Raw genomic sequence first — 15,071 nt, forward strand, 5'->3', positions numbered from 1 at the left:
ATGTACTTTTAGGTATTATATATTTCAAAAAGGTAATACTACTTTTTAAGCATAATAATCCATAATATGCAATTTCAAATCAATTGGAGGATAAAGATGGATACATTAGAAACCTTAGTATGCAAAGAATGTAATGGAACAGAATTTAAGTTAAAAAGAAGAGCAACCTATGAATATACCTATGATATAACCTCTTCTTCTGATTTAATGAATTCATATATAAAATCTAGAGAATCATCATTTCTATTTGATAATAGAGAAAACTTATGTGAAACAGATTATTTAATATGTAATAAGTGTAATTGTAAATACTCAGTTGATTTACGAAAGATAGACAACAAAATCAATCTTACAATAGAAAAAAAAGCTATAACTGCTGAGAATAAAGAAATTCCTGAATTCTTAGGATAAATTAAACGGTTCGCAACTAGATTAATAAAATCAGTTACGAACCGTTCTAATTTTTAAATTATAAAGAATGATGCTCCTATTATGAAATAGACAGCTAGAAGTTGAACCCCTTCTAGCCAGTTTGATTCTCCGTCACTTGCTACTCTATTCGCTATAAGCACGGATACCACAAGAGAAATCAATTCAAATTCGTTAAATATTATACTCATCGGAGTAAATAGTAGACTTAAAAATATTAATACAGGTGCAACAAACAGTATAATCTGTAGACTAGACCCTATAGCTATCTCTATAGATACATCCATCTTATTTTTGATAGCCATTACAACAGCTGTACTATGCTCTGCTGCATTTCCAATGATAGGTATTAATATTATTCCTACAAAGAACGTACTTAATCCAAGCGCTTCTGTCATAGGTTCAACTGCACTAACTAAAAATTCACTTTCTATAGCTATTAACACAGTTGCTGCAATTAATACAAAAATAGACTTTTTTAATGACCAATTTGCTTCTCTTTGCTCTTCATCATTTAGTACATAAAGATCTTTATGTGTAAAAAAGTTAAAATATAAACTAAATAGATAAATAATTATCATAATAATAGCAACTGCAACACTTAATCCTTCATACTGAGTATTTAATAACTCTGATTTTAATGTATGTGTGAAAATTGCAGGGATACTAAGCCCAATAACTGCGAATAGCAGCATACTTGAAGATACTTCAACAATTTTTTTATTAAATGTTTGAGTTTTAAATTTTAATCCACCTGCAAGCATACTTGCTCCTAATACCAAAAGTATATTTCCTATAACTGAACCCGCAATTGAGGCTTTAACGACATCAAATAAGCCCTCTCTTAATGCAAAGAATGATATTATAAGTTCAGTTGCATTCCCAAATGTTGCATTTAAAAATCCACCTAATTTGGGTCCAGTATAATATGATATCTCTTCTGTTGCTTCCCCCATTAACCCTGCTAATGGCACTATAGCTAATGCTGCCAATATAAACATTATGGTAGGTGTAAAGTGTAAAAATTCCCCAACTATACTTACTGGTATAAATATTAATAACAGCTTCATAAACTTCATATATTTACCTCCACATAATTAATTATGTTTCTAAATTAAAAAGGGTCGAATTATCTATGTAACTCAATCCTTAAAATCAATTTCTTCAATCATAAATCTATCAAAATCAATTTCTTCAATAAAATTATCTTCATTAAAACTTGTCTTGCTTCTCTTATTATACTCATCAAGATTGCTAGGCAACCAATATGGTTTAGCTATATCAAACTTATAACAAAGTTCATTTATACAAACTTTTAAATTCTCTTGATATGTTCCCTCTATATCTGAAATAGCTACCTCATCTTTAATAATTCTATTATTCTTAATTACTTTTCCCCATATTTTTAACATCTTAAGTTTACCTCCAATAGCCATTTCTTTTTTATTATATACAATCTAACATAAGAATATTTCATATTAGCCCTATCATTTCTATATCATACCATTTTTTAATTATATTATGAAGATACTAAAATTATAAATTTATAAGTAAAATAATAATCTTAATATTTTATAAACCAATATAAATTTATTTTATAAAAGTATATACTATTGTATAATAATAAGTAGTACCCAAAAACTTGAATTTTATTGATATTGAATACTGTATATTATATAATTTTATTATTTGTAACTATTATTTACTAAAAATTAATAACTACTGAGATCCACATTTGATTTTAAATATAGTTTTAAACTACAGGTTTATGTTCAACTAATAATTTATTCGTACCTAATATCAAACAAGGATAAATTAGTTTCCCATAAAAAAACCATATAATTAAGGAGATAAATAATGAACTGGTTTAATAATTTAAAAATTAAGCAAAAGCTTACTTTATCATTTATAATTGTAGCCCTATTTAGTGGGATCGTAGGTTTTATAGGAATAAGAAACATTGGCAAATTAAATGCAAATTCTAGTGATTTATATAAAAGAAACTTTCAAGCTATGAAAAATATTTCTGCTATAAAATCAAATTTGATACAAATAAATTTTGATATATATAAAATCATTAATGAAAAAGATAAAGGTACATATGTTAACTTAAGAAACGAAATTGAAAATTTAAAAAATCAAGATGATTCTCTTTTAAATGATTATGCACAAACCATCTCTGAAGTTAAAGATCAAGAACTTTTTAATGAATTTACCTTAATCCTAAACCAATATAGAAACTACAGAAAAGATTTATTTAATTATTTGGATGAAGGTAATTATGATGAGGCTTCTAAGACATACTCCAAATTAAATACATTTAGCAATAATATAGTTAACAACACGGATAATTATATACAATTTAATTTAGATTTAGCAAAAGAATCTCAAGCTGAAAATGAAAACTTATATATGAGTACTCTTATTTCTACAGTTTTTTTTGGTATATCAGGTTTAATTCTTGCTATTATCTTAGGAATTCATATAGCTTCAGTTATCTCAGAACAATTAAAGAAATTAGTATCTTTTGCAAAATCAATTACAGAGGGGAACTTAGATCATAATATTGATATAAAAACTAAAGATGAAATCGGACTACTAGCTGAATCTTTAAACAAAGCGGGTGCTGCAAGACGGGAATACGAGCAGGATTTAACAAGCAACTACGAAGAACTTGAAGCTTCCTATGAAGAAATAACTGCTCTAGAAGAAGAATTAAGAGAAAAATATGATGAGCTTGCTATTAGTGAAGAAAACTTAAAGGAAAGCGAAAAACTCTATAAACTAATTTCTGAAGCTTCATCTGATGCTTTGTTTGATTGGAAAGTTAAAGATAAAATCATGTACTTTTCTGATAGATGGTATCAGCTATTAGGCTATTCTAAAGAAGAATTTGATTCTATTGACATTAAAGAACTAATACATGTAGAAGATACTTCAAACATAGGTGATATAATAAAAAATCATTGGGATAGAAAAACTGACTCCTATACGATTGAATATAGAATTAAAACTAAATCTGGTTCTTACATTTGGATGATTTCTACCGGTAAAACAATTTACGATAAAAATGGCGATCCTTATAGAGTTGTAGCATCACATAAAGATATATCTGAACTAAAAGAATACCAACACAAGCTAGAATATATGGCTTATCACGATTTCTTAACTGATCTTCCTAATAGACAGTATTTATATCGAGTTGTAAATGAATCTTTAGAACTAGAAAGTTCAAAGAATTCTGAAATAGAAAGTGCACTTATATTTTTAGATATAGATAATTTTAAATATATAAATGATACATTAGGGCATAGTTTTGGTGATATACTAATCAGTGCTATTGGTGACAGATTAATGAGGACTTTAGGTGATGATGATACATTAATACGTCTAGGTGGAGATGAATTCATCATATTTATGAAAGATATATCTAGTCATGAACAAGTAAAAGCCTACGCTGAATCTATCCTTAATATCTTTAGTGAACCTTTTAATTTAAATAATAATCTAGTACAAATTACTACAAGCTTGGGTATATCACTCTTCCCTAAGGATGGTTTGGATTTAGATGAATTATTAACAAAGTCAGATATAGCAATGTATAATTCTAAGAAATTAGGTAAGAACAACTATACATTCTACAATGATGGCATGAACAAAGAAGTTGTTGGACGAATGAAAATTGAAAGACATTTAAGAGATGCAATTAATAGAAATGAGTTTTATCTGCATTATCAACCTCAAGTTAATTTAAAAACTAATGCGATATCTAGTTTTGAAGCTCTGATTCGATGGAATAACCCTGAACTTGGTTTTGTTTCTCCTTTAGATTTTATTAGTATCGCTGAGGAGAATCATAAAATAATCGATATAGGTACTTGGGTATTAAAAACTGCTTGTGAATTTATTAAAGAAATACATACAAATCATAATAGTGATTGTTATATTTCAGTTAATGTTTCCGTTATTCAATTAATGCAGAGTGATTTTGTAGATACTGTTATTAGAATATTAAATGAAACTTCAGTTTCACCATCCCAACTAGAAATTGAAATAACTGAATCAATATTTATTGAATCTTATGAATTAATTAATAGTAAATTAGAAGAACTCCGTGGAATGGGAGTAAAAATAGCCTTAGATGATTTTGGAAAAGGTTATTCTTCACTTAGTTATTTAAAGCAGCTACCGATAACAACCTTAAAAATAGATAAAAGTTTTATAGATGATATCATAGTTTCTAATAAAAATTCTTTAGTTGAAAATATAATAGATATAGGGCACAAGATGGATTTGAATGTTGTTGCCGAGGGAGTCGAAACTCAAGACCAATTAAGATTTTTAGATAATTATAATTGTGATACAATTCAAGGATACTATTTTAGTAGACCTGTTGAGAAAGAAGCTGCAATTCAATTAATTAATGAGGGTTTAATTAGTTAAAGTCGTTGTCTCAAAAGTGATTTTGGGACAACGACTTTTTTAGTTCTTTTTTACTACTAATAACCTTGCTATGTTTTCTGATGCCTTTCTTAGTGCATTGTATCCGTTTAATAATGCTTCTTCTAATGTTTTAGGTTCATCAACAATTCCAAAAACTGCTGTCACTCCCATCTCATATAGTTCTGAAATATCGTCACTCACTTTTCCCGCTTCTACAATAACAGGGATGTTTTTTGATTTTGACATTTTTGCTATTCCAGCTATAGTTTTTCCATACTTAGTCTGAGAATCAATACTTCCTTCCCCAGTGATTATATAATCAGCATTCTGTATTCTTTCTTCAAACTTTATATTTTCTAGCACTATATCTATTCCCTTTTTCAAATTTCCTCCAATTAGCATAAATGCAGCTCCGAGTCCTCCAGCTGCGCCTGCTTTTGGTGTATTCCCAATATCAATCCCTGTGGATGCTTTTATAATGTTAGAGTAGTTTTTCATACCTAACTCTAACTCTTCCATTATCTGAGTTGTGGCTCCCTTCTGTGGACCAAATGTATAGGTAGCACCGTTCTCTCCTATTAAAGGATTTTCAACATCACATGCAACTTCGATATTTACTTCATAAATTCTTTTATCTATCGATGTAAGGTCTATAGTATTTATATTAATCAATTCTTTTCCATATCCACCTATAGCATTTCCGTCATTATCATAAGCTTTAGCCCCTAATGCCAATAGCATACCAAGTCCACCATCATTTGTTGAAGATCCACCCAATCCAATAAGAATATGCTTAGCACCTTTATCTAACGCCTTTAGAATCATTTCCCCTACCCCAAAACTCGTAGTTTTCAAAGGATTTCTTTTTTCTTGAGGAACTAAAGCAAGCCCGCATGCAGCTGCCACTTCTATTACAGCTTTACATTCTTTATTTATATATCCAAATTTACTTTCTATTATATTGCCTAAAGGTCCTGTTACATTTGCGTTAATAAATTCTCCATTCAGGGCATCTATAATTACTTCTGAAGTCCCTTCTCCACCGTCAGCCATGGGAATAACCTCATACTCTGCTTCAGGAAATACTTTAATAAATCCTTCTTTTATTGCTTCTGAAGCTTTAAAGGCATCTATACTTTCTTTAAATGAATCTGGTGCTATTACAATCTTTAATTTCTTCACTTTTATCACCTTCTATTTGCAAATATAAGGACTACTGGGGCATAGGGTTTTAAGTTCAACTAATAACTATTCATGCCTGATATCAAACAAGAATAAGTTAAGTTTCCTCAATATAATGCATTAAAGAATTTACATGTCACTGTTAAGCTCTTAGACGTTTCAACTAAGAGTTGGACCTTGAGATGTAATATGATTTTTGCATTATATATATAACCCTATATTATCACAGTAATCCTTAATAAAATTTAACTATTATGCTTTTCAAGAAATCTTTCTATTCTTTTTAATGCTTCCATAATATTGTCCATGGATGAAGCATAACATGCTCTAATAAATCCTTCTCCACAATCACCAAACGCATTTCCAGGAACCACTAGTACCTTTTCTTCCATAAGTAGCTTTTCACAGAATTCATCTGAAGACATTCCTGTTGATTTAACACTTGGGAATACATAAAATGCTCCTAATGGCTCAAAACATTCCAATCCCATTTTTCTAAATCCATCAACTAATACCCTTCTTCTTCTATTATATTCTTTAACCATTTCCTCAACACTTGCATCTGAGTTCTTTAATGCTTCTATAGCAGCATATTGAGCTGTTGTTGGTGAACACATTATAGCATATTGATGTATTTTCTTCATTGCATCAATTAATACCGGATGTCCACATATATATCCTAATCTCCAACCAGTCATAGCATAAGCCTTTGAAAATCCATTTATAACTAATGTTTTTTCTTTCATTTCTGGGAAAGATGCTATAGAAACATGCTCATTTCCATAAGATAATTCAGCGTATATTTCATCAGAAATTACAATTATGTCCTTGTCCTTTAATACATCTACTATACCTGCTAATTCTTCTCTATTCATTATAGCTCCAGTTGGATTATTAGGAAATGGTACTATTACTACCTTTGTTTTTGGTGTTATAGCTTTTTCTAATAATTCAGGAGTTAACTTAAATTCATCTTCTGCTCTTAAGTTTAACACTTTTGCTGTCGCTCCAGTAAAAGCAGTACATCCTTTATATGCTACAAAGCTTGGTTCAGGCACGATTACTTCATCCCCCGGGCCAACTAGTGCTCTTAAAGCAATATCTATACCTTCACTTCCTCCTACAGTAACTATAATTTCTTCTTTAGGATCGTACTGTAAATTAAATCTTCTATTAAGGTATTTTGATATCTCATATCTTAACTCAATAAAACCAGCATTTGAAGAATAGTGTGTATGTCCTTGCTCAAGTGAATAAATACCTGCTTCTCTTACATTCCATGGGGTTACAAAATCTGGTTCCCCTACTCCTAATGAAATAACATCCTCCATTTCATTAATCAAATCAAAATATTTTCTTATACCTGATGGAGGCATATTTTTCACATTGTCTAAAATCATATTTTCTAATATCATATAAATATTGCCTCCCTGTCATCTATTTGTTTCTCTTTAAATATTGTTCCATGATCTTTATATTTTTTTAATACAAAGTGAGTCGCTGTACTTAATACGTACTCTTGCACTGCTAATTTCTCTGAAACAAAAAGAGCAACTTCCTTCATAGTTTTCCCTTCAATTATAACCGTTAAATCGAAACCACCTGACATAAGGTAGCAAGCTTTAACTTGGGGGAAGTTATATATTCTTTCTGCAACCTTATCAAAGCCTTCTCCTCTTTGAGGGGTAACCTTCACTTCAATTAATGCAGTAACTGTTTCCTTACCTGTATTTTCCCAATTAATTAATGTTGTATATCCAGCAATTATGCTTCTTTCTTCAAAATCCCTAATTGCATCTCTAACCTCTTCTACAGACTTTCCAGACATTGTGGCTATTTGTTCATCTGTATACCTGCTATTCTTCTCTAAAATTTCTAATATTTCTTCCATTCTAATGCCCCCTAATTTTTAATATTTTTTAATTTTAAGAAAATAAAAAAATCCTTCATCCCAATAAAGGGACGAAGGAATAACTCCGCGGTACCACCCTAATAAGCAATCAAATTAATTGCTCACTCAGCTAGAATATATAAATATATTCCACCTCTATAACGTGAGGATACGTTACTATCTAGTTAAGAATAAAATTCTTATTTTTCAATGTAAGATTCAAAGGCTGCTTCCACTAAATCTTCTTACCAAAGTTCCACCAAATCTTTAGCTCTCTTAAAAGTTAATTAAGTGTACTCTTCCTTATCATTATCTTTAGACATCTTGTTATTTTTTATATTATAATCAATTAATCAATTAATTGCAAGAGTCTTTAACAATATATTAAGAATTTTTAAAATATTTTTCTTAATTAATATTAGAATCTACTCCATTATTCTTTTCAACGTGGCTCTATAGGAAATTTTTGTTGTTCCTATGGTTATCAAAAGTATCCCTATAATTAATATCCATTGAAAGATTAGTAGACTGCTTTGATTTATGGATGAATTAAAAATCAACTCTAATAAAAATGTCGTCACAAATAAAATAGTAATGATAACACCATTAAAAGAAATTTCTTTCTCATTCATAAAGATAGCGTCTATATGGCCTTGAATAGGATAATATGAATAAAATACATTAGTAAGTAATAGCATCATTGATATTGCTATAATATATTGCATTGATACTGGCTTCTTAGCTATATATGAAAAAATTAAGTTCATTATCAATCCAATTATAAATATTATATAGGTATTCATATACATAAATTTCACTATATCCTTTGTTCTTATCGGAATAGCTGAATAAAATATATATCCTTCCCATGTCTCCTCCATTATTCTCGGAAGTATAATACAGCTAATTATAAATAATATAAATACGCTTGCTAAATTGGTTCCAATACCCACTATACTTAGTATTGAAGGAATTATTAGCCACAATGACAATAAAAATATTCTATGAAAGAAGCCTGCTCTTATCATTTTAAAATAGTTTAAAACTAGATCCTTCATTTCACTTTCTCCTTCTTTCCCAAAATAAAAATAGGCAACTTACAGCTAATAAAGTAACTTAATATAATAGCAATGATGATTGTTGGTATTCCCCAAGCTCCGCCGATGTATCTACACATTTTTAATACAGGTGCAAGCTGTTCCCCTAATGAATTATACATAATTGCATCATTAGCTATAGTTCCAAAATCTATAAGCTTAGAAGTAAATGAATATATTATATAGAAGTTAATTATGAGAATAAAAGCCATATCTAAAAACTTGAATATGCTAAATCTACCAGTATATATTTCTTCAAATAGGTTTGAAATGCTTGCTGCTAAAAACCAGAGAAAAAATAATAAAACTAGTAAACCTGAGTAAGCTGATACAACATTTGTTTGTCCATAATAGATATTTAAAGTTATAAAAGTTATTATCACAAACAATGCTGGAATGCTTGCTACTATATATAATAAGAACTTCCCTTTAAGTAAATCTTTTTTAAGTATGGGTAATTGCACAAAGAAATCCCTGTTATAGTACTTTCTGTATTTTTTAACAATAGGATCTCGTCTAATAAAAAAAGTATAAAAAATTATACAATACATCATTAAACTTAAACTTTGTGAAATTGTACTTGAAAAGTTTACGTACTTATTAGTATTTATATAGTATTCAATATCCTCCTTTATAACTCTATAATCTAGCTGGGCCATCATGGTCAAAATTATTATATAGAATATTGTTAGAAATTTATACATTACATCAAGAAGATTCCAATGAACTTTTATTATCTTAAACACTCTACTCATAGCTAATTCCCCCAAACACTGAAGGTTAATAGATTTTCAACATTGGGTTTACTTCCTCTAATATTTGCAAAATATTTATTTGCTTTTTCTCTTAAAATAAGCCCTTCAAAAGTAACTTCACCTTTTCTTATACCGATAAATTCTTTCTCTAACCCCTTAATTTCCTCAATTCCACCTGATAATAAGATATAATTTTCTTCAAATTTATCAATTGCTATGCTTTGTAATATTCTTCCCTTGTGAATCACAGTAATGTAGTCAGCAATCTTATCTAAATCAGAGGTTATATGTGTTGAAAAAAATACTGATCTTTCACCATCTTCTACAAATTCTCTAAGTATATCTAGTACTTCAATCCTTGCTATTGGATCTAACCCTGCTGTTGGCTCATCTAATATTAATAGTTTAGGTTCATGAGCTAACGCTAGTGCTAACATTGCTTTAGTCTTCATACCTTTAGAAAACTCACTTATCTTAATATCTAATGGCAACTTCCACAAGGATGCATATTTTCTAAATTTATTTTCGTTCCAACATTCATAAAAATTTTTTATAGCTTTTGAGTGATTTATCAAAGTAGAGCCTTCCATGAAATAACTTTCATCTGGAACGTATCCAATTTGTGATTTTACATATACCTCATCCTGAACATTATCTTTACCCATTATCTTTATAGTTCCTGCGGATTTTCCTATGGCATTTAAAATCAATTTTATAGTTGTTGTCTTTCCTGCACCATTTTCACCTACAAAGCCCATTATGCTGCCTTTTTCTAGATTAAATGATATATTTTCTAACTTAAATCCACGAAATTCTTTGTTTAAATTTTTAACCTCTAATATATTCTCTAGCATAGCTACCCCCTGTATAACTCCTCAATTATTTTTATAATATCTTCTTTACTTACCCCAGCTTCTTTAATCTCTAGTACTTTCATCTTATATTCTTCTAAAAGTTTCTCTCTTTTCTCTTTTAAAAGTTTAGTAGTATCTATGCTATTTACAAATGTCCCCTTACCTGAAACGGTGTAGATATACCCCTCACGTTCTAAATCCATATATGCCCTTTTGGTGGTAATCGTACTAATATTTAATTCTTTAGATAATTGTCTTACTGAAGGAAGAGCTTCATTAAATTTTATTTTTCCTAAAAGTATATTTTCTTTTATACAAATCTCAATCTGTTCATACATAGGCAAATCACTGCTATAATCAATGTTTATATTCATAAACTCCTCCTTTCAATTCTTTAACTGTGTATATCGTATATACACACAATATCATTTGTAATATTTTTTGTCAACTTTTACATTTGATCCCATAAGAGAAAGACTAATCAAAAACTGATTAGCCCCTAATCTTCTATATTATATAATTTATAGCTCCCTCTCCAAAACTCTTAGTGATTCTCTCTTTAAAGAATTCCTTCATATTCTTTAATTCCTCATCCTTATATACATATTTACCGTAACCAAATTGCCCATACTTAAACTTTCTTATTTCCTCCTCCATTGGTAATAAGCTTTTGGGATAAATACTTAATATATTGTCTTTTGCTCTTTTAGTAAACCTATGGGATATAACTTCAAACATTGGGTTTTTCCCAATAAACATCTTATCAATTTTGTCCATTAGTATATTATAATCCTCTTCCCAATTATCATATAAAAACACTGGAGCTATGATAAATCCTAATGGATAGCCAGCATTTGATACTTTTAATGCCGCATCAAGCCTATCATCTAAAAGTGATGTATTATGCTCAAATTTTCGAATAACTTCACTTGCATTTATGCTAAATCTTATTGTTGTTCTTCCATTATGCTTAATATCTAAAAGCCCATCTATATCATTATATTTAGTCACAAAACGAAATTTTGAATTAGTATTTTCACCAAAATATTCAATTGCAGTTCTTAATGCTCCAGTATACCCTTCAACAGGTACCGGGTCTGAAGTTGCTGCACCTTCAAATATTGTAATTTCAGGAAGTCTTTCATTTATATATTTATCAGCCTTTTTTAGAATCTCTTCAATATTTACATGAATCTTTATATAGGGTTTCTTTCCCATTTGAGTATTTAAATAGCAGTATTCACACATACCCATACAACCACTTACTAATGGCAATTGATAATGTGCAGAAGGCTTACAGGATTGAAACTCTAAAGTTTTTCTAACTCCAACTACTAAGGTACTTTTGCTTTCTAAGTATTTTTCACTAGGGTTTGTTCCCGGAATTCCTGTGATTCTTCCATTTTTAGAGTACATTATTTCGATATCACTATTGGATTTAAATTTTTCTAATAGTTCTTCACCTAAAGGATAATTTAAAGCATCATTTTCAAATATTACTCGCTTAGGTATAAACATATAATCACCTCAAGTTTATTATGTTTCAATTTAATTATTAAATGTATCTTAGATTACAGACAAAATGCTATTTATATATTAAAATACTGATATAAAGTGTTTTAAGTTAAACTAATGATATTAATTGGAGGATGCGGATATGCCACACTATGGTAATTTACAAAAAGTTAGAGATGGAAAAAGAACTTTTGGGATAACACCACATATCCCTGGTGGATTTATTACTCCTGACAATCTTATAAAAATAGCTGAAGTTGCGAAAAAGTATAATGCTGTTCTAAAAATAACATCTGGACAAAGAATATTAATAACTAATCTTCAGGAAGAAGATTTAGAAAACATATGGAATGAACTAGGCATGGAACCAGCTGTTAAAAATATTTACTCAGTAAAAAATGTTGAAATATGTCCAGCTGCCTTCTGTAAAAGATCAAAGGCAAATACCATGACAATTGGAATGAGACTTTCTAAAAAGTTTCACGGTGCATCTATGCCTAATAGAGCAAAAATCGGAGTTGCAGGTTGTAGAAATGCCTGTGGTGGGGTTTACTCAAAGGATGTTGGTGTAATTGCTGACAAAACTGGTTTTAGAGTGACTGCTGGTGGATCTTCTGGCTATAATCCTAGAATTGCAGACATAATCGCAGTAGATGTTACAGAAGAAATAGCTTATGAATTAGTAGAGAAAATATTTGCTTTCTATCAAAAGAATGCTAGTTTTGGAGAAAAAGTTAGTGATTTTATTGAGAGAATTGGTTTAGATAAGTTTAAAAAAGGAGTAGATGCTCAAGATCCTAAGGAATTTGATTATAATCATCAAAATGAAATTGTATAGTTAAAAGGCTTCTCAAAGTAATTTTGAGAAGCCTTTATTATTAATTTAAAGTTATGTCTGCTGAATTTTCTCCATCCTTTTTGTTTCCTAATTGAACGTTAATTTCTTTTACTGCATCCATATTTGTAACAATCACTGGAGTAATATTACTCTTAGCTTTTTCTTTAATTATGTCTAGATCAAAAGTTAATAATAAATCACCCTTTTTAACTTTATCTCCTTGGTTTACGTGCGCTATAAAACCTTCACCATTTAATTCAACAGTATCAATACCAACATGAATCAACATTTCAAGTCCATCAATAGTTTCAATTGCTACTGCATGCTTAGTTGGGAATAATACTTTTACTTCTCCGTCAGCCGGGGCATGTACTTCATTTCCTACTGGAATTATTGCAAATCCGTCCCCTAACATTTTACCTGCAAAAACTTCATCTGGTACCTTATCTAAAGTAACTATTTCTCCCTCAATTGGAGTTGCTAAATTAGCTACTGTTCCGCTAGCTACTTTTTTAGTATCTTCTGCTATTTCATTAACTTCAACCGCACTTGTAGTCGGAACGTATCCGCCATTAGCAATTATAGCTTTTATATCATCTTTGATTTTTTCTGCTTCAGTTCCAAAAATTGCTTGAACATTACTTCCTGCAACTAATATACCAGCAGCTCCAAGGGCTTTTAGTGTCGCTTGGTCAACTACTGAAGGATCTTTTAATGTTAGTCTTAATCTTGTTATACAAGCATCTAAAACTTCTATATTATCTTTTCCACCAATTGCTTCTAATACTTTGGCTGCTCTTTCGCTACCTTTTGCATTAATCGGTGCAATTGCATTTTCATCTTCATCTTCTCTACCTGGTGTTTTTGCATTTGTAGCTTTTATTGTAAAGTAGAATACAACAAAATACATAGCAAAATATATTATACCAACTACCCAAATAAGTAATGGATGTCCTGCAAATTTAAATCCTAGTAGATAATCAATAAATGATGCTGAGAATGTATATCCTAATCTTATATGTAATAAGCTAGTAATTATTCCGGATAAAAATGCTGCAGCAACATGGAATACAAATAGTATTGGTGCTACGAATATGAAAGAGAATTCTATTGGCTCAGTTATTCCTGTTAAGAAGGCAACAAATGCAGCTGAAATCATCATACCCGCTACTTTCTTTCGGTTCTCTTTTTTTGCAGCAGCAATCATAGCAACAGCTGCTCCAGGAAGTCCAAACATCAATACAGGATATTCTGAAGCCATGAAGATACCCGCATTTGGATCTCCATGGAAATACCTTCCTGAGTCACCAAAGTAAGTTACACCATTTGAAACATATTCACCAAATTGATATAAGAATGCTGGATAGTACATATGATGTAATCCAACAGGAATAAGTAATCTCTTACCAGCAGCATAAAATGCTGGACCTAAGACTGATGTACTTGCCCATTGTGAAAATGTATTAATTCCATCTTGAATTGGTCCCCATATTTGCACGCCAATTGTTGCAAATATTAAAGCTGCAATAGATGTTATAATTGGAACAAATCTTTTTCCACCAAAAAAACCTAATACTTGAGGTAATTTTATATCATGGAACCTATTATATAAAGCACCTGCAATTAACCCTATTATTATTCCACCAAAAACTCCCATGTTAATAGTTGTTTTTGATACTATGTCAGCATATGCTGATGAGTTTACAAAAGCATCTAATGAAACATGTTGCTCTGATGCTGTTTTTGTTGCTAACGCTAAAGCAGCATTAGCACTTGCTACTTTTATAATTGCTTGTAATATTAATTGACCTACTACAGCAGCTAAAGCAGCTACAGCTTCTCCCCCTGAAAATCCTATGGCTACACCAACAGCAAATATCATTGGTAAGTTAGTGAATATTGCATCACCTGCTTGAGCCATGTAAGGTATGTTTAGTAAGTCTGGTTGTCCAAATCTTAATAGTAAACCGGCAGCTGGTAAAACTGATACTGGTAACATTAATGACTTACCTATCTTTTGAAGTACTGAAAAAAGTTTCTTCATTATGATTCCTCCTATGTTTTATG

The 15,071-nt window shown here is 30.1% G+C and carries 14 protein-coding genes and 1 other annotated feature; of the genes, 3 read left to right on the forward strand and 11 right to left on the reverse strand.

Annotation, left to right across the window (positions count from 1 at the left end; all coding sequences use genetic code 11):
- Nucleotides 1-96 precede the first annotated feature (96 nt).
- The gene (locus PTZ02_RS10415; RefSeq protein WP_274227715.1) at nt 97-411 is read left to right on the forward strand and encodes a hypothetical protein; all 315 of its coding nucleotides are present in this window, start codon (nt 97-99) and stop codon (nt 409-411) included.
- 53 nt (nt 412-464) lie between these two features.
- Here PTZ02_RS10415 and cax read toward each other — a convergent pair whose 3' ends face one another.
- Both cax and PTZ02_RS10425 read right to left on the reverse strand, forming a co-directional pair.
- Nucleotides 465-1,508 (reverse strand): calcium/proton exchanger, encoded by a 1,044-nt coding sequence (gene cax, locus PTZ02_RS10420; protein ID WP_274227716.1) that lies wholly within the window; start codon nt 1,506-1,508, stop codon nt 465-467.
- A 63-nt stretch (nt 1,509-1,571) separates the two neighbouring features.
- Complete coding sequence (locus tag PTZ02_RS10425; RefSeq protein WP_274227717.1) at nt 1,572-1,841, reverse strand: hypothetical protein; 270 nt, start codon at nt 1,839-1,841, stop codon at nt 1,572-1,574.
- Nucleotides 1,842-2,286: 445 nt separating this feature from the next.
- Between PTZ02_RS10425 and PTZ02_RS10430 the strand changes: the two genes are divergently transcribed.
- A complete protein-coding gene (locus PTZ02_RS10430) occupies nt 2,287-4,872 on the forward strand; it encodes an EAL domain-containing protein (protein WP_274227718.1) in 2,586 nt (861 codons plus the stop codon).
- Between the two features lie 39 nt (nt 4,873-4,911).
- Here PTZ02_RS10430 and PTZ02_RS10435 read toward each other — a convergent pair whose 3' ends face one another.
- From PTZ02_RS10435 to splB, 8 genes are all read right to left on the reverse strand, one after another.
- A complete protein-coding gene (locus tag PTZ02_RS10435) occupies nt 4,912-6,054 on the reverse strand; it encodes a glycerate kinase family protein (RefSeq protein WP_274227719.1) in 1,143 nt (380 codons plus the stop codon).
- Between the two features lie 245 nt (nt 6,055-6,299).
- A complete protein-coding gene (locus PTZ02_RS10440) occupies nt 6,300-7,469 on the reverse strand; it encodes an aminotransferase class I/II-fold pyridoxal phosphate-dependent enzyme (protein WP_274227720.1) in 1,170 nt (389 codons plus the stop codon).
- Nucleotides 7,466-7,945 (reverse strand): Lrp/AsnC family transcriptional regulator, encoded by a 480-nt coding sequence (locus tag PTZ02_RS10445; protein WP_274227721.1) that lies wholly within the window; start codon nt 7,943-7,945, stop codon nt 7,466-7,468. The genes PTZ02_RS10440 and PTZ02_RS10445 overlap by 4 nt, the downstream gene beginning before the upstream one ends.
- Before the next feature lie 64 nt (nt 7,946-8,009).
- Nucleotides 8,010-8,264 (reverse strand) — a binding site (T-box leader).
- Nucleotides 8,265-8,370: 106 nt separating this feature from the next.
- Entirely contained in the window at nt 8,371-9,003 is a 633-nt protein-coding gene (locus PTZ02_RS10450; protein WP_274227722.1) for an ABC-2 transporter permease, read from the reverse strand.
- Nucleotides 9,000-9,797 (reverse strand): hypothetical protein, encoded by a 798-nt coding sequence (locus PTZ02_RS10455; protein WP_274227723.1) that lies wholly within the window; start codon nt 9,795-9,797, stop codon nt 9,000-9,002. Before PTZ02_RS10455 ends, PTZ02_RS10450 begins: the two co-directional genes overlap by 4 nt.
- A gap of 2 nt (nt 9,798-9,799) precedes the next feature.
- Nucleotides 9,800-10,651 carry an ABC transporter ATP-binding protein gene (locus PTZ02_RS10460; protein WP_274227724.1) on the reverse strand — a complete coding sequence of 284 codons (852 nt, stop codon included), beginning with the start codon at nt 10,649-10,651 and terminating at the stop codon, nt 9,800-9,802.
- Between the two features lie 2 nt (nt 10,652-10,653).
- The gene (locus tag PTZ02_RS10465) at nt 10,654-11,025 is read right to left on the reverse strand and encodes a GntR family transcriptional regulator (protein WP_274227725.1); all 372 of its coding nucleotides are present in this window, start codon (nt 11,023-11,025) and stop codon (nt 10,654-10,656) included.
- A 133-nt stretch (nt 11,026-11,158) separates the two neighbouring features.
- Nucleotides 11,159-12,169, reverse strand: a complete 1,011-nt coding sequence (gene splB / locus PTZ02_RS10470; protein WP_274227726.1) for a spore photoproduct lyase — start codon at nt 12,167-12,169, stop codon at nt 11,159-11,161.
- Nucleotides 12,170-12,308: 139 nt separating this feature from the next.
- Between splB and PTZ02_RS10475 the strand changes: the two genes are divergently transcribed.
- Nucleotides 12,309-13,004 (forward strand): NAD(P)/FAD-dependent oxidoreductase, encoded by a 696-nt coding sequence (locus PTZ02_RS10475; RefSeq protein ID WP_274227727.1) that lies wholly within the window; start codon nt 12,309-12,311, stop codon nt 13,002-13,004.
- A 40-nt stretch (nt 13,005-13,044) separates the two neighbouring features.
- On the opposite strand, the gene PTZ02_RS10480 is transcribed toward PTZ02_RS10475, so the two are convergent.
- Nucleotides 13,045-15,048, reverse strand: a complete 2,004-nt coding sequence (locus PTZ02_RS10480) for a glucose PTS transporter subunit IIA (protein ID WP_274227728.1) — start codon at nt 15,046-15,048, stop codon at nt 13,045-13,047.
- Between the last annotated feature and the right edge of the window lie 23 nt (nt 15,049-15,071).

Source organism: Clostridium sp. 'White wine YQ' (genome assembly GCF_028728205.1).
Classification (GTDB): Bacteria; Bacillota; Clostridia; order Clostridiales; family Clostridiaceae; genus Clostridium_T.